The sequence below is a fragment of the Hyphomonas chukchiensis genome, assembly GCF_000682695.1.
GTDB classification, from domain to species: domain Bacteria; phylum Pseudomonadota; class Alphaproteobacteria; order Caulobacterales; family Hyphomonadaceae; genus Hyphomonas; species Hyphomonas chukchiensis.
Map to the genome: position 1 here is coordinate 37,433 of NZ_AWFG01000018.1, position 22,579 is coordinate 60,011.

Annotated in this window: 27 protein-coding genes; 12 read left to right on the plus strand and 15 right to left on the minus strand. The window is 63.0% G+C overall.

All coding sequences use genetic code 11. From position 1 onward, the window contains the following. Positions 1 to 43: 43 nt before the first annotated feature. The 5 genes from gatC to HY30_RS07215 all read left to right on the plus strand — a co-directional run bounded on the left by gatC (position 44) and on the right by HY30_RS07215 (position 3,785). Positions 44 to 331, plus strand: coding sequence for an Asp-tRNA(Asn)/Glu-tRNA(Gln) amidotransferase subunit GatC (gene gatC / locus HY30_RS07200; RefSeq protein ID WP_034738484.1), 288 nt, complete (start codon positions 44 to 46; stop codon positions 329 to 331). 113 nt (positions 332 to 444) lie between these two features. Continuing rightward, positions 445 to 573: a hypothetical protein gene (locus tag HY30_RS20570; protein ID WP_277812963.1), complete on the plus strand. Its 129-nt coding sequence runs from the start codon at positions 445 to 447 to the stop codon at positions 571 to 573. 82 nt (positions 574 to 655) lie between these two features. After that, positions 656 to 1,090 (plus strand): hypothetical protein, encoded by a 435-nt coding sequence (locus tag HY30_RS07205; protein ID WP_034738486.1) that lies wholly within the window; start codon positions 656 to 658, stop codon positions 1,088 to 1,090. 76 nt (positions 1,091 to 1,166) lie between these two features. Further along, positions 1,167 to 1,946: an enoyl-CoA hydratase/isomerase family protein gene (locus HY30_RS07210; RefSeq protein ID WP_034738488.1), complete on the plus strand. Its 780-nt coding sequence runs from the start codon at positions 1,167 to 1,169 to the stop codon at positions 1,944 to 1,946. 99 nt (positions 1,947 to 2,045) lie between these two features. Next, on the plus strand, positions 2,046 to 3,785 hold the full coding sequence (locus HY30_RS07215) for an AMP-binding protein (protein ID WP_051615047.1): 1,740 nt from the start codon (positions 2,046 to 2,048) through the stop codon (positions 3,783 to 3,785). A gap of 3 nt (positions 3,786 to 3,788) precedes the next feature. Here the strand turns inward: HY30_RS07215 and HY30_RS07220 are convergent, their stop codons facing one another. Further along, complete coding sequence (locus HY30_RS07220; RefSeq protein WP_034738490.1) at positions 3,789 to 4,172, minus strand: SET domain-containing protein; 384 nt, start codon at positions 4,170 to 4,172, stop codon at positions 3,789 to 3,791. 32 nt (positions 4,173 to 4,204) lie between these two features. Continuing rightward, on the minus strand, positions 4,205 to 4,639 hold the full coding sequence (locus HY30_RS07225; RefSeq protein ID WP_034738492.1) for a DUF6491 family protein: 435 nt from the start codon (positions 4,637 to 4,639) through the stop codon (positions 4,205 to 4,207). A 173-nt stretch (positions 4,640 to 4,812) separates the two neighbouring features. Between HY30_RS07225 and gatA the strand changes: the two genes are divergently transcribed. The 3 genes from gatA to HY30_RS07240 all read left to right on the plus strand — a co-directional run bounded on the left by gatA (position 4,813) and on the right by HY30_RS07240 (position 7,447). Then, positions 4,813 to 6,285: an Asp-tRNA(Asn)/Glu-tRNA(Gln) amidotransferase subunit GatA gene (gene gatA / locus HY30_RS07230; protein WP_034738494.1), complete on the plus strand. Its 1,473-nt coding sequence runs from the start codon at positions 4,813 to 4,815 to the stop codon at positions 6,283 to 6,285. Between the two features lie 5 nt (positions 6,286 to 6,290). Continuing rightward, the gene (locus HY30_RS07235) at positions 6,291 to 6,902 is read left to right on the plus strand and encodes a DUF6438 domain-containing protein (protein ID WP_155839275.1); all 612 of its coding nucleotides are present in this window, start codon (positions 6,291 to 6,293) and stop codon (positions 6,900 to 6,902) included. 71 nt (positions 6,903 to 6,973) lie between these two features. After that, entirely contained in the window at positions 6,974 to 7,447 is a 474-nt protein-coding gene (locus tag HY30_RS07240; protein WP_034738498.1) for a hypothetical protein, read from the plus strand. Here HY30_RS07240 and HY30_RS07245 read toward each other — a convergent pair. After that, complete coding sequence (locus HY30_RS07245; RefSeq protein ID WP_034738500.1) at positions 7,444 to 7,812, minus strand: hypothetical protein; 369 nt, start codon at positions 7,810 to 7,812, stop codon at positions 7,444 to 7,446. The two genes, HY30_RS07240 and HY30_RS07245, sit on opposite strands and share 4 nt — an antisense overlap. 157 nt (positions 7,813 to 7,969) lie before the next feature. Between HY30_RS07245 and gatB the strand changes: the two genes are divergently transcribed. Beyond that, complete coding sequence (gene gatB, locus HY30_RS07250; RefSeq protein WP_034738502.1) at positions 7,970 to 9,481, plus strand: Asp-tRNA(Asn)/Glu-tRNA(Gln) amidotransferase subunit GatB; 1,512 nt, start codon at positions 7,970 to 7,972, stop codon at positions 9,479 to 9,481. Positions 9,482 to 9,512: 31 nt separating this feature from the next. On the opposite strand, the gene HY30_RS07255 is transcribed toward gatB, so the two are convergent. The 6 genes from HY30_RS07255 to HY30_RS07280 form a co-directional block, all read right to left on the minus strand. Further along, positions 9,513 to 9,941, minus strand: coding sequence for an RES family NAD+ phosphorylase (locus tag HY30_RS07255; protein ID WP_051615049.1), 429 nt, complete (start codon positions 9,939 to 9,941; stop codon positions 9,513 to 9,515). A gap of 33 nt (positions 9,942 to 9,974) precedes the next feature. Then, the gene (locus tag HY30_RS07260) at positions 9,975 to 10,409 is read right to left on the minus strand and encodes an HIT family protein (RefSeq protein WP_034738506.1); all 435 of its coding nucleotides are present in this window, start codon (positions 10,407 to 10,409) and stop codon (positions 9,975 to 9,977) included. Then, positions 10,406 to 11,575, minus strand: a complete 1,170-nt coding sequence (locus tag HY30_RS07265; RefSeq protein ID WP_164473925.1) for a GNAT family N-acetyltransferase — start codon at positions 11,573 to 11,575, stop codon at positions 10,406 to 10,408. Before HY30_RS07265 ends, HY30_RS07260 begins: the two co-directional genes overlap by 4 nt. Positions 11,576 to 11,594: 19 nt before the next feature. After that, positions 11,595 to 12,311, minus strand: coding sequence for a glycerophosphodiester phosphodiesterase family protein (locus HY30_RS19140; protein WP_051615051.1), 717 nt, complete (start codon positions 12,309 to 12,311; stop codon positions 11,595 to 11,597). Between the two features lie 6 nt (positions 12,312 to 12,317). Then, positions 12,318 to 12,779, minus strand: coding sequence for a RidA family protein (locus HY30_RS07275; RefSeq protein WP_034738507.1), 462 nt, complete (start codon positions 12,777 to 12,779; stop codon positions 12,318 to 12,320). Between the two features lie 69 nt (positions 12,780 to 12,848). After that, complete coding sequence (locus HY30_RS07280) at positions 12,849 to 14,144, minus strand: DNA polymerase IV (protein ID WP_241765672.1); 1,296 nt, start codon at positions 14,142 to 14,144, stop codon at positions 12,849 to 12,851. A 124-nt stretch (positions 14,145 to 14,268) separates the two neighbouring features. Between HY30_RS07280 and HY30_RS07285 the strand changes: the two genes are divergently transcribed. From HY30_RS07285 to HY30_RS07295, 3 genes are all read left to right on the plus strand, one after another. Next, positions 14,269 to 14,658 (plus strand): response regulator, encoded by a 390-nt coding sequence (locus HY30_RS07285; RefSeq protein ID WP_034738512.1) that lies wholly within the window; start codon positions 14,269 to 14,271, stop codon positions 14,656 to 14,658. Continuing rightward, positions 14,655 to 16,022, plus strand: coding sequence for a PleD family two-component system response regulator (locus tag HY30_RS07290; RefSeq protein ID WP_034738515.1), 1,368 nt, complete (start codon positions 14,655 to 14,657; stop codon positions 16,020 to 16,022). The genes HY30_RS07285 and HY30_RS07290 overlap by 4 nt, the downstream gene beginning before the upstream one ends. Positions 16,023 to 16,085: 63 nt before the next feature. Next, complete coding sequence (locus HY30_RS07295; protein ID WP_034738517.1) at positions 16,086 to 17,312, plus strand: MFS transporter; 1,227 nt, start codon at positions 16,086 to 16,088, stop codon at positions 17,310 to 17,312. A 67-nt stretch (positions 17,313 to 17,379) separates the two neighbouring features. Here HY30_RS07295 and rpmG read toward each other — a convergent pair whose 3' ends face one another. The 6 genes from rpmG to HY30_RS07325 form a co-directional block, all read right to left on the minus strand. Then, positions 17,380 to 17,547 (minus strand): 50S ribosomal protein L33, encoded by a 168-nt coding sequence (gene rpmG, locus HY30_RS07300; protein WP_034738520.1) that lies wholly within the window; start codon positions 17,545 to 17,547, stop codon positions 17,380 to 17,382. Positions 17,548 to 17,633: 86 nt separating this feature from the next. Next, the gene (locus HY30_RS07305; RefSeq protein WP_034738523.1) at positions 17,634 to 18,368 is read right to left on the minus strand and encodes an NUDIX hydrolase; all 735 of its coding nucleotides are present in this window, start codon (positions 18,366 to 18,368) and stop codon (positions 17,634 to 17,636) included. Further along, positions 18,365 to 20,653, minus strand: a complete 2,289-nt coding sequence (gene rnr, locus HY30_RS07310) for a ribonuclease R (protein WP_051615053.1) — start codon at positions 20,651 to 20,653, stop codon at positions 18,365 to 18,367. Before rnr ends, HY30_RS07305 begins: the two co-directional genes overlap by 4 nt. A gap of 65 nt (positions 20,654 to 20,718) precedes the next feature. Then, entirely contained in the window at positions 20,719 to 21,078 is a 360-nt protein-coding gene (locus HY30_RS07315) for a hypothetical protein (RefSeq protein ID WP_034738526.1), read from the minus strand. A 67-nt stretch (positions 21,079 to 21,145) separates the two neighbouring features. Further along, the gene (locus tag HY30_RS19145) at positions 21,146 to 21,814 is read right to left on the minus strand and encodes a M90 family metallopeptidase (RefSeq protein WP_162176906.1); all 669 of its coding nucleotides are present in this window, start codon (positions 21,812 to 21,814) and stop codon (positions 21,146 to 21,148) included. A 54-nt stretch (positions 21,815 to 21,868) separates the two neighbouring features. Next, positions 21,869 to 22,549, minus strand: coding sequence for a M23 family metallopeptidase (locus tag HY30_RS07325; RefSeq protein ID WP_051615057.1), 681 nt, complete (start codon positions 22,547 to 22,549; stop codon positions 21,869 to 21,871). Between the last annotated feature and the right edge of the window lie 30 nt (positions 22,550 to 22,579).

Here is a 22,579-nt window from a genome sequence, read left to right on the forward strand (position 1 = left end):
CGTATTCGGGCGGGAACGAAGCCTAGCCACCGGAGCCCATAAAATGAGCGTTACCAAGGAAGACGTCCGCAAGGTTGCCCGCCTGTCGCGCATTGCGGTGCCCGAAGAGCGCCTCGAAGAGATGGCTGGCGAGCTGAATGGCATCCTCGGCTGGATCGACCAGCTGAACGAAGTGGATGTCGAGGGCGTGGAGCCGATGACGTCCGTTGTGGCGACCAGGCTGCCCATGCGCGATGACGTGGTGACCGATGGTGATATCCAGGACCAGGTTCTGGCCAATGCGCCGAGCAGCCAGGATGGCTTCTTCGTCGTGCCGAAGGCTGTCGAGTAGGCAGCCCGGCGCTGCGCCGCGAAACATAAGTCTGCGCCTGCCTTATTTAAGCACCTGATCACCCCCACCTGTGATGCAGGACCAATTTCCGGTCCGAACACAGGAACACGATCATGGCCAAAGGTCAGAAGAAGACGAACAAGGAAGTCCGCAAGCCGAAAGCCGAGAAGGTGAAGACCAACGCGTCGAACCCTTCGGTAAAACCGGGCACCATCAAGGGCCTTGAGCACCTCAAGCGCTAGACCCCTCAACTTTGTCACGTGCATTGCGCCGCGAGTCCTGATGGGATTGGCGGCGCAAACGTATCGCAAGGGATGAATGGACATGATGTTTCGAGCAGTATTCGCTGGCGCCGGGATCGCCGCGCTGGCCGCCTGCAGCCCGGCACCGAAGGACACGCCGGCTGAACCCGTGGCCGCTGAGCCGGCCCCTGCCGTGCAGATGGAGGACGAGCCGCGCCTGCTGGCGATGATGCAGGGCACATGGCAGTCTCTGGAAGACCCTCTGAACGTTTTCACGATCAGCGGCGACAAGATGAGCAGCGTCTACAATGATGAGCCGCTGGGCGACGAGACGATTACGGTCGTGACCGATTGCACGGCGATGACGCCGGAAGCTGACGGCATGTCCTTCACGCTGAAAGCCGAGGGTGATGACGAACCGCGCTGTTTCGACATCATCGATGCCGGCGCTGACAGGCTCGACTATAGCTACAGTGCGCGCGGCAACACGCTCGCCCACAAGCGCATGACGCCCTGAGCCTTACCCGACGTCGTCGCTTGTTCAGGCCCCTACAGCGCCCGCATAGTCTCCCAAAATAACTAGGGAGGCCGCCATGACGGTAATGACCATTGAGATGAAGGACCATGTTGCGCTGCTGACGCTGCGGCGGCCGCAGGTGATGAATGCGCTGAACTATGAACTCTACATGGCGCTGGAAGACGCCGTGCGGGACAGCGAGGCGCGGGTGATCGTGATCACCGGCGAGGGGCGCGGCTTCTGCACGGGTGACGATGTGAAGGAAATCCTGAGCCAGAAGGCGAAAGGCCCGGCCGAGATGAAGGCGCGCGGGCGCCGCACGGGTGGGCTGACCCCGGCGGCGGACGCCTTGCTCTATACGGACATTCCGGTGATTGCCGCGGTCAATGGTTTTGCGCTCGGCTGGGGCATGGAGCTGGCCCTGATGGCGGATATCCGCGTGGCATCGGAGACGGCGAAGTTCGGCGAGCTGTTCGTGCAGCGCGGGCTCTGTTGCGACGCGCCGGGTCTTGGCCGCTTGGCACAGGTGGTGGGGCGCGAACGGGCGGCGGAAATGCTGTTCACGGGCGATATCATTGACGCGCAGACGGCCAAGGAGATCGGCCTTGTCTCGCGGGTCGTCGCGCCGGATGACCTGTTGCCGACGGCGATGGAGATAGCGCGCCGGATCGCCGCCAACCCGCCGCGCGCCGTGCAGTCGATCAAGGCGGGCTTGCGCCGCACGCTGGACCCGGACTGGCGCGATGTGGGCAATTGGGCGATCAAGGAAATCCGGTCCCTGATGGAGACCGAAGATGCCGCCGAAAGTGCCGCCGCCTTCCTGGAGAAGCGAAAGCCCGTGTTTACAGGCAGATAGTGCGCCGATCGGTGAAATTTCATCGATCGGGTTCAGCATGTTTCAAAAGCAATGTGTCAGGTTGGGACGATCCCGATTTGCCACGGGGCTGGAGAATACATGTCTGCCGCTTTGCCAATCAGTGCCGTTCCGTATCAGGACCAGCCGGTCCCGACATTCTACAACCGGGAAGCGGCCACCTTCCAGACAGAGCTGGGCAACTATGTGCCCCGCCGCATCGAAGCGCTCATGGAGGCGGCGGCCCGCGACCATGCGCGTGAACCTTTCCTTTCCACCGCCCTGCCGAACGGCGCCAGCGCGACACTGAGCTTTGCCGATGTCGAGACGCATTCAGCAAACCTTGCGCGCTACCTGCGCGATGAGCTGCGCCTCTCGAAGGGCGATGTCGTGGCGATCCAGTCGCCAAACTGCATCTCCTACGTGGTGGCCATGCTGGGCGTTCTGCGCGCCGGCCTGGTGTTGACCAATGTGAACCCGCTCTACACGGCGCATGAGACGCGCCGCCAGTTGCGCGATGCGCAGGCCTGCGTCCTGATCACGTCGAGCCTGTTTCCCGAAATGACGGAAGAGGCGCTGACCGGCACACGCATTCATACCGTCGTGTCGTTGTCGCTGACAGATTTTTTCGCGCCGGCCAAAAAGGCCGTGATGGATTTCATGCTTCAGCATGTGAAGAAAATGGGCCGGCCCCTGATCGTGGATCATGTGCCTATGGCTGAAGCGCTGAAGCTTGGTGCCGCGCATGCGACGCCCGTGTCTGACTATGCGGACGACCGCGAAGCCGATGAGGACGCGATCTACCAGTATTCCGGTGGCACGACGGGCATTTCCAAAGGCGTGCGACTGACCGAAGCTGGCCTCGTGACCAATGTCGACCAGTTCGCCAGCCTGTCGCCTCACATGATCGACAAGCCGGGCCAGACCATGTTGCTGGTCCTGCCGGTCTACCATGTGTTCGGCCTGTTTGCGTCCGTCATCGCGCTGCGTAATGCGGCCCATCTGGTGCTGGTGCCGAGCCCGAAGCCGCTGTCGAACCTGAAGGCGGCGTTCAGGAAATTCCGGCCGGATGTGTTCCCGGGTGTCAGCACGCTGTTTGCCAAGCTGATGGAAGAGAAATGGTTCTACGAGAACCCGCCCCGCCTGACGCTGACGATTTCGGGCGCCATGGCGCTGAGCCCGCAAGTGCGCAAGGAATGGACCGGCCTCACCGGTTCCAGCGTCATTGAAGGCTATGGCATGACCGAGGCGACGACGCTGATCAGCGTGAACCCGCCGGACGCGCGCACCAAGGTCGGCTCGGCCGGCCTGCCGCTGCCCGGCACGGGCGTCGCGATCCTGCGCGAGGATGGCGGCTTTGCCAAAGCCGGCGAAGTCGGCGAGATTGCCGTGGCAGGGCCGCAGGTCATGGCGGGCTATCTCGGCCGGTCGGAGACGACGGCAGCGGCCTATCAGTCCGGCATGCTGAAGACCGGCGATGTCGGCTATCTCGACGACGAGGGCTACCTGTTCATCGTTGATCGGAGCAAGGACATGCTGCTGGTCGGCGGGTTCAACGTGTTCCCGAGTGAAGTCGACGCGGTTCTGGCCGAGCATAAGGGTATTGCCGAGGCTGCGGTTGCAGGTGTGACGGATGGCGATACAGGCGATGTCATGCATGCCTTCGTGGTGCGCCGTCACCCGGAACTGACCGAGAAGGACGTGCTGGCGCACTGCGCGCGGCAACTGACGGCCTACAAGCGGCCCCGCAAGGTGCATTTTGTCGATGAGCTACCGAAGTCGCCGATTGGCAAGGTCTTGCGCCGCGAACTGCGCGCGCTGGTGAATTCCGGCCAGGTCTAGGCCTCAGATAATCTCTTCGGCGAATTCCTCGTAGTCGATGAGGATTTCATCGCCGGGCTGCAGGGCCCGGCGGGCCGTGAGCGTGACAGTGTGCGCCTCGCCGTCAACGACGAAATCGGCATTGGCCTCGGGGCTGTGATTGCACATCGAGATTTCACCGAAAGCGACGGCGGCGCGCATCGTGCCGTCGTCTGTCTCGTCTACATAGAATACGTAATGGTGCAGCAGCGTGGAGCGCACGGTGGCCGTGTCTTCATGCGAAAGCACCAGCAGCGGGTAGACCGCAATGGTCTGGCCGGCTGAAATGGGCGCGGCCGCGAACAGGCCGCGGCCGTGGAAGGGGGAGGTCTTTACCTCGACGAACGAGGCCTGTGCTGGATAGGGCATGGGCACCTGTCTAGCACAGGCCATGTGCGACGCTATTGGGATTCTTCGGTTTCTGCGGGGGCCTCGGCTTTTGCATCCCACTTGTACATCGCCTTGATGGTGCAGCGCTGGACGCCAAAGCCTGTATCGCTATGCCCGGAGATGGAATCTGAGGTGATGATATGGTCGCCCTTGCCGAGACAGCCGGTTGTGGAATCCACGGCCAGGCGCTGGGCCTGGTCCAGGTTGAAGCAGCCGCCAAAGGTTTCGATAAGGTAGTCGTCGCGGCCCTTGGAGAGGACGACCGTGTCATCCGTGGCATCGTGGAAACCGTCGATGGTGGAGGCGAAGCAGACCTTGTTGACCTCTTCCCCGAGCCGCGCGTCGCCCGCGAACTGGGCGACGCCCTTGGCATTGGGTTGCGTCGGCGTGTGACTGGTGCAGGCGGCGAGGAGGGCCGTTGAGAGGGTAAGGGCGATGAGGCGCATGATCTGGTCCTTTATCGGGTGTGCTGTCCGGTGAATAAGGGGGAATTCCGGGCAAATGTTCCGAAATCCATTGATGCGCCGGGCCGCCGAAACTGACAAGCGCGGTCACGGAGACTTGAACTTTCTCCCCAAGCCGTCATAGCAGGCGGGCAGATTTCTTCGCGGGATTATACATGACCGATTTGACCAAACTCACCCTCGCAGCAGCGCTTGATGGCCTGAAGGCCAAGCAGTTTTCGTCGCGCGAGATTACGCAGGACTTCGTGAGCGCCATCGAGGGCGCCCGGGTGCTGAACGCCTATGTCGTGGAAACGCCCGAGAAGGCGCTGGCTATGGCCGATGCGTCGGATGCGAAACTGGCCAAGGGTGAGGCCGGGCGTCTTGAAGGGGCGCCGCTGGGCATCAAGGACCTCTATTGCACCAAGGGCGTGCGAACGACGGCCTGCAGCGGCATACTCGGCGAATTCACACCGACCTATGAATCCACCGTCACGCAGAACCTGTGGGACGAAGGCGCCGTCATGCTGGGCAAGCTCAACATGGACGAGTTCGCCATGGGCTCGTCCAACGAGACCTCGCATTTCGGCAATGTGATCAACCCGTGGCGCCGTGCCGGCGACAATCAGGGCCTGACACCGGGCGGTTCGTCGGGCGGCTCCGCGGCGTCCGTGGCAGCGAACCTTTGCCTCGCGGCGACAGCTTCCGACACAGGCGGCTCGATCCGCCAGCCGGCCGCCTTCACGGGCACGGTTGGCATCAAGCCGACCTATGGCCGGGCAAGCCGTTATGGCATGGTGGCGTTCGCCTCCTCGCTCGACCAAGCCGGGCCGATTGCCAAGACCGTTGAAGACAGCGCCATCCTTCTGGAAGTGATGTGCAGCCACGACGCCAAGGATTCCACATCGCTGGACATCCCGACGCCGGACTGGCGCAGCGATGTGTCCAAGGGCGTCAAAGGCATGCGGATCGGCATTCCGAAGGAATACCGGATCGACGGCCTGTCGGACGAGATGAACGCGCTATGGGACCAGGGCATTGCCTGGCTGAAGGATGCCGGTGCCGAGATCGTCGAGATCAGCCTGCCGCACACGAAATACGCGCTGCCTGCCTATTACATCGTGGCACCCGCCGAGGCCTCCTCGAACCTCGCCCGTTACGATGGCATGCGCTATGGCGCGCGCATCGAAGGCAACAACCTGACGCAGACCTATGAAGGCACGCGGGCTGGCGGCTTCGGCGCGGAAGTGCAGCGCCGCCTGCTGATCGGCACCTATGTGCTCTCCAGCGGCTATTACGACGCCTATTACCTGCGCGCACAGAAGGTGCGGACCAAGATCCTCAACGATTTCGTTTGCGCGTTCGAAGGCTGTGACGCGGTGCTGACGCCGACCTGCCCGAGCCCTGCCTTTGCCTTTGGCGAGAAGAGCGGCGACCCGGTGGAAATGTATCTCAACGACGTGTTCACGGTGACGGCAAACCTCGCCGGCCTGCCGGGCATCTCGGTACCGACGGGCCTGTCCAAAAGCGGCCTGCCGCTGGGCCTGCAAGTCATCGGGAAAGCGCTCGACGAGGCAGCATGCTTCCGCGTCGGCGGCGAACTGGAACGGGCTGCGGGCTTCGTCGCAAAGCCGGACAAGTGGTGGTGATGACAATGAAAACGATCGTTTCCGTATTTACCGGCATGGGCCTCGCGACCATGCTCGCCGCCTGTGCGCCAGCAGAAGCGCCTGCTCCGGCTGCCGAGCCCGCAACGGACGTTGCAGCCCCGGTTGAGGCGGAAATGCCTCCCGAGCCGGAAGCGCCTGCCTACGCCATGCCGGCTGGCGGGCCCGGCCTCATCTTCACGGTCACACCCTGCTACGGCACGTGCCCGGCCTATTCGGTCAACCTGTTTGACGACGGCATCCTGCTGTTCCGGCGCAGCCATCGCGACACGCCGGATGTGGACGTGATCGTCAAGGAAGATGCGTTCGCAACGCCTGAAGGTTTCCGGGAACTGGTCGACCAGCTGCAATCGCAGGGCCTGTCCGAGCTGAACGGCAACTATACGAACACAATGACGGACGGCCGCTGCCGCACAGATGCGTCCTCGAAAATCCTCGAAGTACGCACGACCGAATTCACCAAACGGGTCGAGTTCTACACCGGCTGTTCGGAATTCGCCGACGAGACCAAATTGCAGGGCCTGTTCAGCGTGGTCGAAGAGGCTGTCGGCGCCGAGGACCTGCTCGCACAGTCGGAATCACCTGCTGCGCCGGAATAAGGCGATCACATTTGCTTCACGATTGCTGCACGTTTCGTGGCAAATCCGTTTCGGAATGCTAGGTTAGACTCATGAAACGTTTTCTCATTCTCTTCGCCATCATGCTCGTTGTCTCGGTCGGCCTGATGTGGGCCATGATGGCGCAGAACGGGTATGACCTGTTTGACCCCAGAATGTCCGGCATGATGCTCGTGGCCGTTCTGGTGGCCATGTATGTGTCTTTCCGAATTTCGCGGATACTCGCCAAACGGGCCGAGCGCGCGGAAAGCGGCTCGCCGCTGAAGGGCGCGCAGAAGTCCAAACTGTCCGGCCTGTTCAATTCCAAGAGCGCGGCCCTTCAGGCACGGGAGGCTCGCGTGGCCGCCCGCCGCAAGCAGCTGATCGCCGAGGGCAAGCTGGAAGAAGAGGCGCCAGCCGAGCCTGAAGTGGCGCCGACACCAGCAGGTGAAAAGCCGACCCGCGTGCCTCAGTCTGCCTCCGTGGCCGACAAGATGGCGGCCCGCCGCGAGCGCTATCGCCGCGCGAAGGAAGAAGGCAAGATCTAGCTGGCGGTCGCAGCCTGTAGTCGTGGTGGCGCCGGATGGGCGCTGGCCGCGGCCTCAACCCGCACTTTCGTGCCGCCCCCGGGGCCGTCATCCTCATCGTCCGCGCGCGACCTGTCAGTGATGCGCGAGAGATAGATGCCGACGCCAACAAGGCCGCCGATGGGGCCGAATTGCAGCATCATGGCCGCGATGAACAGGATGGGCATGTCGAGCTTGAGGTTGCCAAACGCGGCGATCACCATGAACAGGCCGACCGCGCCGACCAGCAGGCCCACCGAAAAGCCCGCGATCAGGTGCTTCAGGAAGCCCCTCACAATCGGCCGTTCCTCTTCCCCGGACCCGTCCAGGATCATCTTGAACAACATGCTTTCCCTCCCGATGCGCTATTACGCTTGGCCGCATTCTTGACCAGTCCGGCGCAAAAGGGAAGTCAGGCCCTAATGAGCAGCCTTCGCGGCTCGACAGGCCGGGCCGCTTGCCGCTAAAAGAACCCAGATTTTCAACTGGATCAGAAGGCAAGCCATGTCAGCGCGCACACCCTACGTAATCAAAGGCGACACCGGCGACTGGGAAGTCGTCATGGGGCTGGAGATCCACGCGCAGGTGGCCTCGAATGCTAAGCTGTTTTCGGGCGCCTCGACGGAATTCGGCGCCGACCCGAACTGCAACGTCTCGCTGGTCGATGCGGCGATGCCGGGCATGCTGCCTGTGATCAACAGGAAATGCGTCGAGCAGGCCGTGCGCACGGGCCTTGGCCTCAAGGCCGAGATCAATCTCTACAGCCGGTTTGACCGCAAGAATTACTTCTACCCAGACCTGCCGCAGGGCTATCAGATCAGCCAGTTCGCGCACCCCATCGTCGGCGAAGGCGAGATCGATGTGGACGTCGAGCCCGCCCATGGCGGCGAGGCCTACAGCTTCCCGTGCCGTATCGAGCGCCTGCACCTGGAACAGGACGCCGGCAAGTCGATCCACGACATGGACCCGAACGCGACCTATGTGGACCTGAACCGGTCCGGCGTTGCGCTGATGGAAATCGTGTCGAAGCCTGACGTGCGCTCGCCGGCCGAAGCCGCCGCCTATGTGAAGAAAATACGCGCCATCGTGATCGCCCTCGGTACGTGCGACGGTGACATGGACAAGGGCAATTTGCGCGCCGACGTGAACGTGTCGGTCTGCAAGCCCGGCCAGTACGAGAAATTCCGCGAGACGGGCGATTTCAGCCATCTCGGCACGCGCTGCGAGCTGAAGAACATGAACTCGTTCCGCTTCATCCAGCAGGCCATCGAATACGAGGCGCGCCGCCAGATCGAGATCATCGAAGGCGGCGGCACAGTGGATCAGGAAACGCGCCTGTTCGACGCGGTAAAGGGCGAGACGCGCTCCATGCGCTCCAAGGAAGACGCGCACGATTACCGCTACTTCCCGGACCCGGACCTGTTGCCACTCGAAATCGAACAGGCCTGGATCGACGAGATCAAGGCAAGCCTGCCGGAACTGCCGGACCAGAAGCGTGCGCGCTTTGAGTCCGAATACGGCATTTCGCACTATGATGCGGGCGTGCTGATCGCGGACGCCGACAAGGCCGCCTATTTCGAGACCGTCGCCAAGGGCCGTGACGCGAAACTGGCCGCCAACTGGGTGACGCAGGAACTGTTCGGCTATCTCAACAAGGAAGGGCTCGAGCTGGGCGACAGCCCTGTTTCGGCCGAGGCACTGGGCGGCCTGATCGCGCTGATCAGCGACGACACGATCAGCGGCAAGATTGCCAAGGACGTGTTCGCGCGCATGATCGCGGGCGAGGGCGAAGCGGCGGCGATTGTCGAGAAACACGGCCTGAAACAGGTGACAGATACCGGCGCCATCGAGAAGGTGGTCGACGAGATCATCGCGGCCAACCCGGAACAGGTCGAGAAGGTCAAAGAGAAGCCTCAGACACTCGGCTGGTTCGTCGGACAGGTGATGAAGGCTTCAGGTGGCAAGGCCAACCCGAAAGCCGTCAACGACATCCTGAAGGCGAAGCTGGGGCTTTAGTCGGGCAAGCCTCAAAAGGACGCGCGTGCATTCATCCGATTGTTGTAAAGCAATCAGGTTGGAAAACGACAACGTGAGCCAAGTCCGGCCTCGATCTGGAAGAATAGAGCATGGCCTGCGCGCCAATATCTCGGGCCGCGTCAGACCACGCCCAGGTGGGTGAAATTGCGCCAGCGGCGCGCACATCTTGCCAGACGACAGACGCAAGCTTGTTTCCACGCTGATCAACCACGCGATCCGACTTTAGCCACAATGACACGAGTTTCCGCTTCACGCCGTCCTGAATATAGCGGTTGATGGCCACGTGGGCGCCTTCGGCGGTCAGCGACGCGTACGCCGCGATCTGGCCCGAGTGATGGAAACGACCTTCCGGTGCCCTCGCTGGTTCGCAGGGTGTTGCAACCAGAGCTTCCGGCAAGAGTCGCCAGACTGGGCCATCGAAAGAAATCAGTGCAGCCAACCTCCGTCTCCATGGCTCAAGCGGGCCGATTTTCTAAACCGCCGCCCGAATCTTAACCGCCAGCTTTTCCAGCTCACCCATATCCGCCATGCCGCCGGCGCCGTGGCGGCCGAGGGGCACGCCCTCATTGCGCGGGATCACGTGGAAGTGGAGGTGATAGACGGTTTGCCCGGCGGGGGCGCCGTTGAACTGGGTGACGACGAGGCCGTCAGGCTTCAGCGCGGCTTCGACGGCCTTGGTGACTTTCTGCACGGCGAGCATGTAGGGGCCGAGTTTCTCCGGCGGCATTTCAAGCAGGTTACGGGCTTCAACGTCCTTGGGGATGACCAGCGTGTGGCCTTCGGCTTGCGGGAAAACATCCATGAAGGCGAGGGCCGTATCGTCCTCGTAGACTTTGACGGCGGGCATCTCGCCGCGCAGGATTTTCGCGAAGATATTGGTGGAATCGTAGGTGTCGTGAAGGGTCATGAGTCTTTCTTAAAGGGTGTGCGCTCTGTGAGATAGTCCATGTCGGATTCAACGGCATCGCGTTCGCGGGTCAGATAGTCGGCGACGGCATTGCGCAGGCCCGGATGGGCGATCCAGTGGGCCGAACGCGTGAGCACCGGCACATAGCCGCGCGCGAGCTTGTGGCCGCCCTGCGCGCCTGCCTCGACGTATTTGAGGCCGCGCGCGATGGCGAAGTCGATGGCCTGGTAATAGCAGGTCTCGAAGTGGAGCATCGGGCGCTGGTCGCTGCAGCCCCAGTAGCGGCCATAGAGCGTGTCGGACCCGATCAGGTTCATGGCGCCGGCGATGGGCTCGCCATCCTCCAGGGCGAAGACGAAGAGCAAGTCATCGGCCATGCGCTCGCGCAGCAGGGAGAAGCTCAGCCGTGTAAGATAGGGCGTGCCCCACTTGCGGCTGCCGGTGTCCATGTAGAACTGGAAGAAATGGTCGAGATGGTCCTCGGTGATCGCGTCGCCGGTGAGGTGGACAAACTCAAGCCCGTCCTGCGCCTTGGCGCGCTCCTTGCGGAGGTTCTTGCGCTTGGCGGATGAGAGGGCGGCAAGGAAGCCGTCAAAGTTTTCGTAGCCGTCATTCTCCCAGCGAAACTGCTGGTCGGTGCGTGAGAGGAGACCGGTATTCTCCAGCACGTCGGCATCGTCATGATCGATGAAATTGATATGCAGCGAGGAGAGATCATTCTCTTCGGCGAGCTGGATGGCACCGGCGAGGAGGGCGGCTTTCAGCTGGGCTTCGTCCGGTCCTGGGGGCACGAGGCGGCGGCGTCCGGTAACAGGCGTGAAGGGCACGGCGGCGAGGAGCTTCGGATAGTAGGACCCACCCGCGCGCTCGAACGCTTCGGCCCAGCTATGGTCGAACACGAACTCGCCGCGCGAATGCATCTTGGCATAGAGCGGCATGGCGGCGCGCAGGCGCCCGTCATCGCCGCGGATCAGCAAGTGGCGCGGCACCCAGCCCGTACGCGGCGTCGCGGCGCCGCTGCTCTCCATGGCCTCCAGGAATTCCCATGTCAGGAAGGGGTCGTAACGCGCGCCCGGCGGATTGGCGACGACGTTCCACTCGTCGGGCGACACCTCGGCCAGGGCCGGGACGATGGTGATCTTGAGCGCGGTGTCGTCCATGCCCATCAATCTAGGGCGCGCGGCGTCATGTTGCCAGCGGAACGGGCAGGTGTTCGAAAATCACGGCGCCGTTCAGCACATGTATGCGGCGGACATCCTCAATCGTGCGCACGGTCCAGACGACAAAGGGCAGCTTGCCGGCGAGCGAGACGGCGGCGCGCTCGGCATCGGCGACATTGATCGCGAGGTAGTCGACCTTGCGCGCAAGGGCGCGGGCCAGCTTGGCGTCGAATTCGGCCTCGCTGGTGCGGCTGATCGGATGGATCAGCTGGCCGCGCATCACCGCTTCCGGCAGGGCGTCGACGGCGGCTTCCGAAAAGCTCATCGCGGCGGCCGGGCCGAGATGGCCGGTCAGCAGCTCGCCGACCTTGCGGGCGAAGGCGGCTGGGTCCGTGTTGCCGTCGATCTTCATCTCGGTCAGCAGGGGCAGATTGGCTGGCCAGATGTCGAGGAGGGCGTGCAAAGTGGGCACAGGTTGGTCCGTGCCGGCGAGGCGGACGGCCTGAAGATCATTCGCCGTCATGTCCTCGAACACGGCTTCCACGCCGGTCATGCGCATCAGGGTCGGGTCATGGAAGACCATGACCTCGCCATCCTTCGAGGGGCGCACATCATACTCGATGCCGAGACCGGCATTGATGGCGTCCTCGAAGGCGGCAAGGGAGTTTTCCGGGTGGCCATCGGCGGACCAGAGACCGCGATGCGCATAGGTGAAGGCTGTCAGGTCAAAGTGCCGGGCCATCGGAAACTATCCTTCGATTTCAAACACACCGTCGACTTCCACCGCGACGCCAAGCGGCAGGACCGGGCAGGCCACGGCCGAACGGGCATGCTTGCCGGCATCGCCGAAGACTTCGACCATCAGGTCGGAACAGCCATTGATGACCTGCGGGATGTCGGTGAAATCGCCGGCGGCATTGACGAACCCGCCAAGCTTCACGACGCGCTTGATGCGCGACAGGTCTCCGACAGCGGCCTTGCACTGGGCGATCAGGTTGATGCCGCACTGGCGGGCGGCGTGCTGGCCGGCGGAGAGTTCCATGTCCTCGCCGAGGCGGCCCGTAATGCGGCCATTGGGCGTGGCGCTGACCTGGCCGGAGACGAACAGCATGTTGCCGGTGATCACGTAGGGCACGTAATTGGCGACGGGCACCATGGGGGCAGGAAGTTCAATGCCGAGGGCGTCGAGGCGGGCTTCTGGGGTGGTCATATGGGGAGTGCTCCGGTGCATGAATGACGGTGTGGGCCCTGCATGCCGCACGTTGCGGAAGGGGGCAAGTCAGCCATCTGACTCGCGCAGTTTCGCAATGCGGGCGGCCCGGCCGGTGACGACGGCATCCGTGCCGAAGCGCGCCCTTGCGGCGTCGGAGGCGCGCTCGGCAGCAGCGCGCTTAGCAATGCTCGGGTCGAGCAGGTCGACCGTATCGGCACGGTGGTCGTCGAGGCCGGAAATGCCGATGCCGATGAGGCGGAAGCGTTCGCGGCCATTGGCTTCACGTGCCAGCAGGGGCCGGCCGGCGCGGAAGATCTCCTGGGCGAGTTGGGTGGGTTCCGAGAGCGAGATGCGGCGCGTGAGGGCCCGGAAATTGGCGGTCTTGAGCTTCAGCGTGACGACCACGCCAACGACGCCCACAGCCTTGGCGCGGTCGGCGGTTTTCACGCAGAGCTGCCAGAGCTGGTCCTCGAGCGCGGCGGGATCGGAAATGTCGGTGCGGAACGTGGTCTCGCTTGAGACGGACTTGCGTTCCTCGTCATTGCGCACAGGGCGGTTGTCGAGGCCGTGGGCGCGTTGTTTCAGCCACATGCCAGTCTCGCCATAGCGACGGATCAGCGCCTTCAGTTCGGCCTGCTGGATGTCGTGTACCCTATCGAAACCGTCGGCGGCGAGTTTCTGGGCGAATTTCGGGCCAACGCCGTGCAGGAAGTCGATTGGTTTCGGGCCGAGCAGGGCTTCTGCCTCTTCCGGCGCGATGACGGCGAAGCCGCGCGGCTTGTCCAGTTCGCTGGCCGTCTTGGCGAGGAACTTGTTGGACGAGAGGCCGATGGAGACGGTGATGCCGATGTCGCGTTCGATATCCCGGGCGAGGCGGGCCAGGCTGACGGCGGGTGGGGCGTGATGGGTCGTCTCTGTGCCGGAGAGGTCCATACAGGCTTCGTCGATGGACACCGGCTGGACCAGTGGCGTCAGCGCATCCATCTTCTCGCGCATCATCGCGGCTGCTTCGCGGTATTTCCCGAAATTGGAGCTGATGACGACCGCATCCGGGCAGAGCTTTAGCGCCGTGAACATGGGCATGGCCGACCGCACGCCATAGAGGCGCGCAATGTAGCAGCAGGTGGACACGACGCCCCGCTGGCCGCCGCCGACAATGACGGGCTTGTCCTTGAGGCTCGGATCATCACGCTTCTCGATGGCGGCGAAGAAGGCGTCGCAGTCGAGATGCGCAATGCTGAGTTGCGTCAGGGCGGGATGTGCAATGATCCGGCCCCGTCCGCAGCGCGTACAGGCTGAAACGGCACCGTTTTCCAGATGCAGGCAATCACGGCAAAGGGCGTACATGACAAGAATGTTCATGCCATGTTCTGCGACTCGCAGCAATGAGATGTGTACGCTAGTGTAAAGCCAAATTAAGTATTTGGGGTATAGCTGAAATAGATCGAATAGAATCCGGCCGAATCATTAGTCGTTACGGGGAATTATGGCGGAAAAGCGCACCAGAAAAGTGCTGGTTGTTGAGGACAATGAACTCAACATGCGCCTCTTTTGCGACTTGTTGGACGCCTATGGATTTGCAACCTACCAGTGCCGAGACGGCGCCAAGGCCGTCGAAATTGCCCGGCGCGAGCTGCCTGATCTCATCATCATGGACATCCAGCTGCCCGAAGTCTCGGGTCTCGATATCACGCGCTGGTTGAAGGATGACGACAAGGTTGCCCATATCCCCGTGCTGGCTGTCACGGCCTTTGCCATGCGGGCCGACGAGCAGCGGGTTCGGGAAGCCGGTTGCGAGGGATATCTCTCCAAGCCGATCCAGATCATGACTTTCATCAAGGCGGTGGAAGCGCTGATGCCCAAGGAACCGGCATGAGCGCCAGGATCCTCGTCGTCGATGACATTGAGGCCAACCGCCGCCTCCTGCAGGCGAAGCTGGAGGCCCACTATTTCAATGTCCTACATGCCGAGAACGGCAAGCAGGCGCTCGACCTCGCCCGGACTGAATTGCCCGATATCATCCTACTCGACGTAATGATGCCCGGCATGGACGGGTACGAGGTCTGCCAGCGGCTGAAGGCCGATGCCCGCACGTCCTACATTCCGGTCGTCATGGTCACCGCGCTCAACGATACGGAAGACCGTATCCGCGGGCTCGAAGTCGGCGCGGAAGACTTCCTGACCAAGCCGGTGGACGATTTCGCGCTCATGTCGCGCGTTGGGGCGCTGATGCGGTACAATGCGGTGGCATCAGAACTGCGCCAGCGGCAGGCGAGCGGACTGAAGGCGGGCGCTGTTGAGGCGATCAGCGAAGAAGAGCTGAACCGCGCGGCACGGGCCTTCGTGATCGACGACAATCCCCGTACATCGGCGCGCGTGGCAAGCATGCTGCGCGATGCCGGGCATTCCGCGACCACGCTGCTCGAGGCCGGCGACATGTCGAACCTTTCCGAAATGGGCGTCGATATCCTGATCCTGTCCGCATCTTCGAAAGCCTTCGATGCGCTGAAACTCTGTGCCCATTTCCGGATGACGGAGTCCACGCGGGCAATTTCCATGCTCCTGATCTGCGACCCTGCGGACCGTTCCAAGGCCGGTCGCGGTCTTGAGATCGGTGCAAATGATGTGATCTTCGCGCCAGTGGACCGGCAGGAACTGCTGGCGCGCGTGCGCACCCAGACACGCCGGTCACGCTATATCGACATGTTGCGCAAGCGTGTGGACCGGGGCCTGGAACTGTCGGTCATCGACCAGCTCACGGGCCTCTACAACCGGCGTTACATGGTCGGCCAGGTTCAGCAGCTGATGCAGCGTTCGATCATGGGCGGAAAGCCTGTTTCGGTCGTTACGTGCGATATCGATCACTTCAAGTCGGTCAATGACACCTACGGCCACGATGTGGGCGACGAGGTGCTGCAGGAAGTGGCGAGCCGCCTGATGGAGAATGTGCGCCCGATGGACGTGGTTTGCCGGCCGGGCGGTGAGGAATTCCTTGTGATCATGCCGGATACGCCCGGGGACCTAGCCTGTGCGGCGGGCGAGCGCATACGGCGCGCCGTTGCCAGCCGGCCCTTCAGCGTGAGCGGTGGGCGCCGTGAAATCACGCTGACGGTCAGCGCGGGCGTTGCCACCATTCGCGGGCACGACGACACAATGGCGGACCTACTGAAACGCGCCGATACGGCCCTTTATCAAGCCAAATCCGGTGGCCGAAACCGGGTCGAAAGCATTGCCGCCTGATTGACTTGGGCGGCAACGCGGCGCACCTGCACCTTTTGAGCGGCTAGGGCAGGTTTTCAGGACATGGCAGATCGTTTCGCGGCGTTCCGGCACTCGTCCTACAGCCGCTATTTCACCTCCCGTTTCATGACCGCCTTTGCGGCCCAGATCGTCTCGGTCTCGGTGGCCTGGCAGATCTATGACGAGACCCAGAACGCGATCTATCTTGGCTGGATCGGGCTCGTTCAGTTCCTGCCGGCCCTGCTGCTGGTCTTCGTGACGGGCTTGGCGTCTGACACGTTTGGGCGACGGCTGGTGATGGGCCTCGCGATACTGGTCGAGATGAGCTGCGCAGCGGGCATCCTGTTCCTGGCGGCGACAAACCAGTTCCATCCGGTCTGGGTGCTGGCCATCCTGACCTTGTTTGGCGTGGCGCGGGCCTTCCTGTCGCCCGCCTCGGCCAGCCTGGCCGTGAACGTGGTGCCGCGTGAGGATTTCGCCAATGCCGTGGGCTGGAATGCCTCGGCCTGGCAGATGGCCTCGATCGTCGGGCCTGTCGTGGGTAGCCTGCTTTATGGCGTGTCGCATGTGCTGGCCTATTCGACGGCGACCCTGATGTTCGCGGCGGCAAGCGTGCTGATTTTCTCGATCCCCAAGCCGCCGCAGCGTGTCTCGACAGAGCCGAAGACGCTAAGCGTCGTGCTGGGCGGGTTCACCTATGTCTGGAAGCAGAAAGTGGTTCTGGGCGCGATCTCGCTTGACCTGTTCGCGGTGCTGCTGGGCGGCGCTGTGGCGCTGATGCCCGTCTATGCGCGCGACATCCTGCAGGTGGGTGAGACGGGCCTTGGCCTGATGCGGGCGGCGCCGGGCATTGGCGCGCTGATCGTGACGGCGGTGATCACGGCTTTCCCGATTCGCGAGCATGCGGGGAAGATCCTGTTCGTCTGCGTGGCCCTGTTCGGCTTGTCGACGGTGGTGTTCGGCTATTCGACCGTGGCCTGGCTGTCGATCCTGGCGCTGGTCTGCGTCGGCGCCTTCGACATGGTGTCGGTCTATATTCGCGAGATATTGCTGCAGCTCTGGACGCCGGACCAAGTGCGGGGGCGGGTGAATGCGGTGAATTCCATCTTCCTTGGCGCTTCAAACGAGCTGGGCGAGGCGCGGGCCGGGTTCATGGCGGCGAAATGGGGAGCGGTGTTTACCGTTGTGGCGGGCGGCTATGCAGCTGTCGGCATTGCGGCGGCGTGGTCGGTGCTGTTCCCCGGCATCCGCAAGGCCAGCAACCTGCATGAAGGCAATCCGGACGCTTAAGGCCAGACAAGCAAAAAGCCCGCTCTTGCGAACGGGCTTTTGACAAATTGCCTTTAAAAGCAGGATCTTACTTGATCTTGCCTTCTTTGAATTCGACGTGCTTTTTCACGATCGGGTCGTACTTTTTCATCACGAGCTTTTCAGTCTTCGTGCGTGGGTTCTTCTTGGTGACATAGAAGAAACCTGTATCGGCCGTCGAGTTGAGGCGAATCTTGATCGTGGTTGGCTTGGCCATAGTGTTGGCTCGCTTATGCTAGCGTCTGAAACTGGAAAGCGGCTTAATGGCGGGGCCCGAGGGGGAAGTCAAGCAGTGTTCCTGCTCTAAAGCCTGTCCGTTGTGTGACCGTTCCGGGTCCAGCGCAGGAACGGTGGGCCTTTCGGGGCCTGTGGCCGTGCAATCCGCTCGCCGATTTCGCCCAGCATGAAGCGGGTCACCGAGGGCAGATCGAGGTCCAGGGCATCCGACAGCGTCACCCATTGCAGGTCTGACAGCTCTGCGCCGTCCACAGGGGGGCGCTCGTCGATCAGGGCGTCCTCGGCGTCGGCCATGAAGAACCGGGCGTCAAAGCGCTTGGGCCGGTAGGGCGGCGTGATGGCGCGGCCAATGAACTCGAAGGACCGGAGGCAGGGCATGACGCCCTCGCCATAGTAGCGGTCCCAGCCCTGCGGCGCCTTGCCGGAATGCTCACCCGGGCGGCCGACGATCAGGCCGGTTTCCTCGAAGGTCTCTCGGATGGCCGTCAGCGCGAAGGCGTGGGGCGCGCGGCGGGTGCCGATGGCGAGCTTGGTGGCCACGGGCTCGGAGAGGGGCGTCAGCGTGGGCGCACGGGCATCGTGCGGGTCCACACGGCCACCGGGGAAGACGTATTTGTCGGGCATGAACGTATGGCCGCCGGAGCGCTTGCCGAGCAGGACGCGCGGTGTGGCGGCATCCCTGCGGACGAGGATCAGCGTGGCGGCATCCTTGGGCCGCGGACTGCGCTGGTCGGTGACCACAACGTCACCCTCATCTTCCTTGTCGAAGGCTGATTTTATGCCCGGTACGGCCTCGCTCATCTCCTCGGTCCCTTTGACTTGCCTTTGCCCTTCGTCTTCGGAAGGGTCTTCTTGTTGAATCTAGGCTTGCCAGAGCGGGGAGGTCCACCCTTACGGCGGGGAACGTTGCCGATATCCATTTCGCGGCGGTGCTGCTTGCGGCCTTCAGGGGCCGGCTGCGGCTCGGAGAGCATTTCGAGCAGGAGGCCGCCTTGCAGGGGCGTCACTTCCTTCAGCTTCACGCGCACGATCTGGCCAAGGCTGTAGGTCTTGCCGCTGCCGCGCGCATAGAGGGCCATGGCGGCCTCGTCCTGTACCCAATAGTCATCCGAGATGGTCGAGATCGGGATGAAGCCGTCAGCGCCTGTGCCGGCGAGGGCCACGAACAGGCCGGAACCGGTGACGCCGGTGATGCGGCCTTCGAACTCGGCGCCGACCTGATCCTTCAGGAAGAGGGCGAGATAGCGGTCTGTGGCTTCACGTTCTGCGGCCATCGAGCGGCGCTCGGTGTCGGAGATGTGCTGCGCGGTCTGCTCAAGCTGCGAGGCGGCTTCCTTGGAGAGGCCGTCCGGGCCAAGCTTCAGCGACGCGATCAGCGCGCGGTGGACGATGAGGTCGGCGTAGCGGCGGATTGGCGAGGTGAAGTGCGCATAGCGTTCGAGGTTCAGGCCGAAGTGGCCGAGATTCTCCGGGGCATAGACGGCCTGCGCCTGCGTGCGCAGGATCATCTGCGTGACCATCTGGTCGAATTCGGTGCCATTAAGCTCGCTGAGCAGCTTGTTGAACTTGTGGGTCTGCGGGCGTTCGCCGACATTCCATTTCAGCTCCAGCGTCTGCAGGAAGTCCGCGAAGGCGGCGATCTTGGCATCCGTCGGTGTGTCATGGACGCGGTAGATGAGCGGGCTCTTCTGGCGTTCGAGCGTCTCGGCGGCGGCGACGTTGGCCTGGATCATGAACTCTTCGATCAGGCGGTGCGCCTCGAGGCGTTCCTTGGTGTAAATGCCGTCGATCTCGCCATCTTCCTTGAACCGGATCCGGCGTTCCGGCAGGTCGAGGTCGAGGGGGCCGCGCTTGTCGCGGGCCTTGGCGAGGGCGTGATACGCGTCCCAGAGCGGGCGCAGCACGGTGTCCAGCATCTCGCCGGCCTTGCCGCCGGGCTTGCCGTCAATGGCGGCCTGCGCCTCTTCATAGGAGAGCTTTGCGGCAGACTTCATCATGCCGCGAATGAAGCGGTGCGAGCGCTTGTGGCCGTCCGGGCCGAAGATCATCTCGACGGCCAGCGTGCGGCGCAGTTCGCCTTCCTTCAGCGAGCATTCGTCGGCTGACAGTTCGAACGGCAGCATCGGGATGACGCGGTCGGGGAAATAGGTGGAGTTGCCGCGCTTCAGGGCTTCCTTGTCGAGGGGCGAGCCCTCGGTGACATAGGCGGCGACATCGGCAATGGCGACGATCACGCGCCAGCCATCGTCCAGCTTTTCGGCGAAGACGGCATCGTCATGGTCGCGGGCATCCGCCGGGTCGATGGTGATGAGGGCGATCTGCGTCAGGTCTTCGCGCTCGGCGGGGGCGGGTTTCGGGTCGCGGGCCTGCGCGAGGGCAGCTTCCGGGAACTCCGTGGGGATGTCGTGCGCGTGAAGGGCCAGAAGGCTCGCCGAGCGCGGGTCCGTGATGTGGCCGATGATCTCTGTGATCTCGCCGAGGGCCGGGCCATGATGGCGGCGGCCCTGGGGCTTCGGCTCGGCGATCACGAGGTCGCCATCCTTGGCGCCCTTGGTGTCGGCTTCCTGGATCACGAATTCGCGGCGGTCCTTGCGGCTGGACGGATTGACCCGGCCACCGCGCGCAGTGGTGGAGTAAAGGCCGACGAGACGGTCTGAAATCCGCTTCTCCATGACGGTGATGGCGCGGGCGCGCCATTCGCCGTCATGCTCGTTGATCTTGCACAGGGCGCGGTCGCCGACGCCGGGGGCCTTGGTCTTGCCGCGCGGCTTGCCCGAGGGGCCGGCATAGATGATGTCCGGGCCGAAGGGGCCATTGTCGCCGATCGACTTGCCGATCAGGTCGCCATTCTTGTCGATCCGGGTGAATTCGACGATGCCGGTGGGTGGCGGACGATCCGCCTGTGACCAGGCGCGTTTGCCGGTGCGTTCGAGGGCGCCGTCGGCTTCGAGTTCGCGCAGGATGGCGCGCAGTGTGGCGCGTTCCTCACCCTTGACCTTGAGGCCCTTGGCGATGGCTTGTTTCGTAGTGGCGGTGGGATTGTCCCGAATATAATCAAGGACAGTTTGCTTATCTGGAAATGTCATAATCCGGCATATAAGGGATTCTTGCCCGAAATGCTTGTGGATAGTTCATGTGCGCCCGCGACGCGTTATTTGACGATATCCGTGCCAACCCTGGCTATGCCTGCGCCCTGACTGATCGACACGAAGACTTCAGGGCCGCTGAAGAAGCTGCATTCGCCCGGACCGAGCTTCTGCCAGCGGGGATTCCCGGCAGTGTCATAGGGCGATCCCAGGACGACCATGACACTGTCCGGCGCCGGGTCGGACAGGGCTTCCAGATAGCATATGCGAAGGGTTGTAGGGGTCTCTGAGGCCCATTCCGACAGGAAGACGGTCTTGCGATCCTTCCCGTTCAGGATTGTGACGATACCCGGGGTCTCCGATGGCTGGGCGGTGGCCGGGCCTGCAAGCACGGGCAGAAGGAAGAAGAGGGCGAGGGCACGCATGATGAGGCTCCGAGATTGGATCGGGGCGATCAAGCGGCAGGGCACCTGAAACACGGATGAACAGCGGTCAGCGCCCATCCTCGTAGAAATGGGCCAGACGGTCGTGCACGCGGCGGAAATGGTCGCGCAGCATGTCGGGCTGTTCGAAATAGGCCGTGGTGGTGCAGTTGAAGAAATCGGCCTGGCTGGTGGCGGCGTGCGGCGTCAGCGGTGTCTCGAACCCGTTGGCGAGGCGGGTGCGGAGGAAGTCCAGCTCCTCGTCCATGTCGGCACACCATTTTTCGTGACATTCGGCTGAGTGGGTGGCGGGCAGGCCGTCCCAGAAGATGTTGCGGTTGTCGAGCCGGTGGGCAAGCTCGTGCATGGCCGCACAGCAGCCCGGGATGGAGAGCACGCCGTCCTTCATGATGCTGGCCCAGCAGAGATCCATCCGGCCCCAGCGCGAATAGCGGCCCATCATCTGGTCGTCGGTGGGCACGCCGCGCTCGCGGATCACGATACGCATGCCGAGGTCGAAACGCTCGCGCGGGCGGTTGAGCAGGAGGAGGCAGGCATAGGTCGCGAGCGTGACGCGGACACGGGAGGTGACGTCAAAGCCGTCGGCGCCGCGAAACTCCACATCCTGCAGGAACTGGTCGACGAGATGGGTAAAGCGGGCCCTGCGCTCCGGTGACAGTTTTGCCACTACGGGCGAAGCCGCGTCGATCATGATTTCGAGTCGGGTGGGTCCAGCCATCGACATGCGACATACAACCAGAAGGCAAAAAAGTCTCGCATAAAATGAATAGATTTAGTCGATAGGTGGAAGCGCCAGCGGGTCGGTAGGCGCGAGGGCAAAGGAGCCGGCCTGTTCACCCCATTCGCCGGTCAGGATCTCGTAGTGGAGATGGCGCGGCACGAGGTAGCCAGCCGTGTTGCCCATGACGCCGATGATCTGCCCGGACAGGACCGTTTCGCCTGCCTGGAGGCCCGAGAAGCTGGCCATGTGGGCATAGCGGGTGAAGACGCCATTGCCGTGGTCGATGACCATCATGTTGCCGTAGTCGTCGCGGTATTCGGCCTCGCGGATGGTGCCGTCGGCAGCGGCATAGATGGCGACCGGGTCGCGGTTGTAGAGATCGACGCCGGTATGGACTTGGTCATTGCGGGCGCCGAAGCCGGACGAGACGCAGCCATCCTCGACCGGTGCGCGGGCGAGCGTAACGCCATTGACCGTGATGGTCGCCGTGTAGCCGATGATGTGCAGGCCGGTATCGGTCGGCGGCGCATTTGCCACGTAGAGCTTGGGGCAGAGCGACAGTGTGACCGGGAAATCATAGATGACGGGCATGGCCGGCTGGGGCGGCGGCAGGGGTTCGATGACCTCTTCCGTCAGAGGCGCCAGGGTCGGCAGTCTCTCGATCGTGAATATCCACGTGATGCTCGCCGCGAGGAGGGCAAACGGGAACATGAGGCGGGGCGACAGGCGCATCGCGAGGGGAGAGCCAGTCCGGGCCTTGCG

Excerpts from the sequence above, each read along its gene's own strand:
- HY30_RS07315 (WP_034738526.1), bottom strand. The coding sequence starts at position 21,078 with ATGCGTGCCCTCGCCCTCTTCTTCCTTCTGCCCGTGCTTGCAGGCCCG.
- HY30_RS07305 (WP_034738523.1), bottom strand. The coding sequence starts at position 18,368 with ATGAGCGAGGCCGTACCGGGCATAAAATCAGCCTTCGACAAGGAAGAT.
- HY30_RS07290 (WP_034738515.1), top strand. The coding sequence starts at position 14,655 with ATGAGCGCCAGGATCCTCGTCGTCGATGACATTGAGGCCAACCGCCGC.
- rnr (WP_051615053.1), bottom strand. The coding sequence starts at position 20,653 with ATGACATTTCCAGATAAGCAAACTGTCCTTGATTATATTCGGGACAAT.
- HY30_RS07285 (WP_034738512.1), top strand. The coding sequence starts at position 14,269 with ATGGCGGAAAAGCGCACCAGAAAAGTGCTGGTTGTTGAGGACAATGAA.
- gatB (WP_034738502.1), top strand. The coding sequence starts at position 7,970 with ATGTCAGCGCGCACACCCTACGTAATCAAAGGCGACACCGGCGACTGG.
- HY30_RS07295 (WP_034738517.1), top strand. The coding sequence starts at position 16,086 with ATGGCAGATCGTTTCGCGGCGTTCCGGCACTCGTCCTACAGCCGCTAT.
- HY30_RS07245 (WP_034738500.1), bottom strand. The coding sequence starts at position 7,812 with ATGTTGTTCAAGATGATCCTGGACGGGTCCGGGGAAGAGGAACGGCCG.
- HY30_RS07280 (WP_241765672.1), bottom strand. The coding sequence starts at position 14,144 with ATGAACATTCTTGTCATGTACGCCCTTTGCCGTGATTGCCTGCATCTG.
- gatA (WP_034738494.1), top strand. The coding sequence starts at position 4,813 with ATGACCGATTTGACCAAACTCACCCTCGCAGCAGCGCTTGATGGCCTG.
- HY30_RS07240 (WP_034738498.1), top strand. The coding sequence starts at position 6,974 with ATGAAACGTTTTCTCATTCTCTTCGCCATCATGCTCGTTGTCTCGGTC.
- HY30_RS07265 (WP_164473925.1), bottom strand. The coding sequence starts at position 11,575 with ATGGGCATGGACGACACCGCGCTCAAGATCACCATCGTCCCGGCCCTG.
- HY30_RS07210 (WP_034738488.1), top strand. The coding sequence starts at position 1,167 with ATGACGGTAATGACCATTGAGATGAAGGACCATGTTGCGCTGCTGACG.
- HY30_RS07225 (WP_034738492.1), bottom strand. The coding sequence starts at position 4,639 with ATGCGCCTCATCGCCCTTACCCTCTCAACGGCCCTCCTCGCCGCCTGC.
- HY30_RS19145 (WP_162176906.1), bottom strand. The coding sequence starts at position 21,814 with ATGGCTGGACCCACCCGACTCGAAATCATGATCGACGCGGCTTCGCCC.
- HY30_RS07235 (WP_155839275.1), top strand. The coding sequence starts at position 6,291 with ATGAAAACGATCGTTTCCGTATTTACCGGCATGGGCCTCGCGACCATG.
- HY30_RS07205 (WP_034738486.1), top strand. The coding sequence starts at position 656 with ATGATGTTTCGAGCAGTATTCGCTGGCGCCGGGATCGCCGCGCTGGCC.
- HY30_RS19140 (WP_051615051.1), bottom strand. The coding sequence starts at position 12,311 with ATGGCCCGGCACTTTGACCTGACAGCCTTCACCTATGCGCATCGCGGT.
- HY30_RS07275 (WP_034738507.1), bottom strand. The coding sequence starts at position 12,779 with ATGACCACCCCAGAAGCCCGCCTCGACGCCCTCGGCATTGAACTTCCT.
- HY30_RS07220 (WP_034738490.1), bottom strand. The coding sequence starts at position 4,172 with ATGCCCTATCCAGCACAGGCCTCGTTCGTCGAGGTAAAGACCTCCCCC.
- rpmG (WP_034738520.1), bottom strand. The coding sequence starts at position 17,547 with ATGGCCAAGCCAACCACGATCAAGATTCGCCTCAACTCGACGGCCGAT.
- HY30_RS07325 (WP_051615057.1), bottom strand. The coding sequence starts at position 22,549 with ATGCGCCTGTCGCCCCGCCTCATGTTCCCGTTTGCCCTCCTCGCGGCG.
- HY30_RS07260 (WP_034738506.1), bottom strand. The coding sequence starts at position 10,409 with ATGACCCTTCACGACACCTACGATTCCACCAATATCTTCGCGAAAATC.
- HY30_RS20570 (WP_277812963.1), top strand. The coding sequence starts at position 445 with ATGGCCAAAGGTCAGAAGAAGACGAACAAGGAAGTCCGCAAGCCGAAA.
- HY30_RS07215 (WP_051615047.1), top strand. The coding sequence starts at position 2,046 with ATGTCTGCCGCTTTGCCAATCAGTGCCGTTCCGTATCAGGACCAGCCG.
- gatC (WP_034738484.1), top strand. The coding sequence starts at position 44 with ATGAGCGTTACCAAGGAAGACGTCCGCAAGGTTGCCCGCCTGTCGCGC.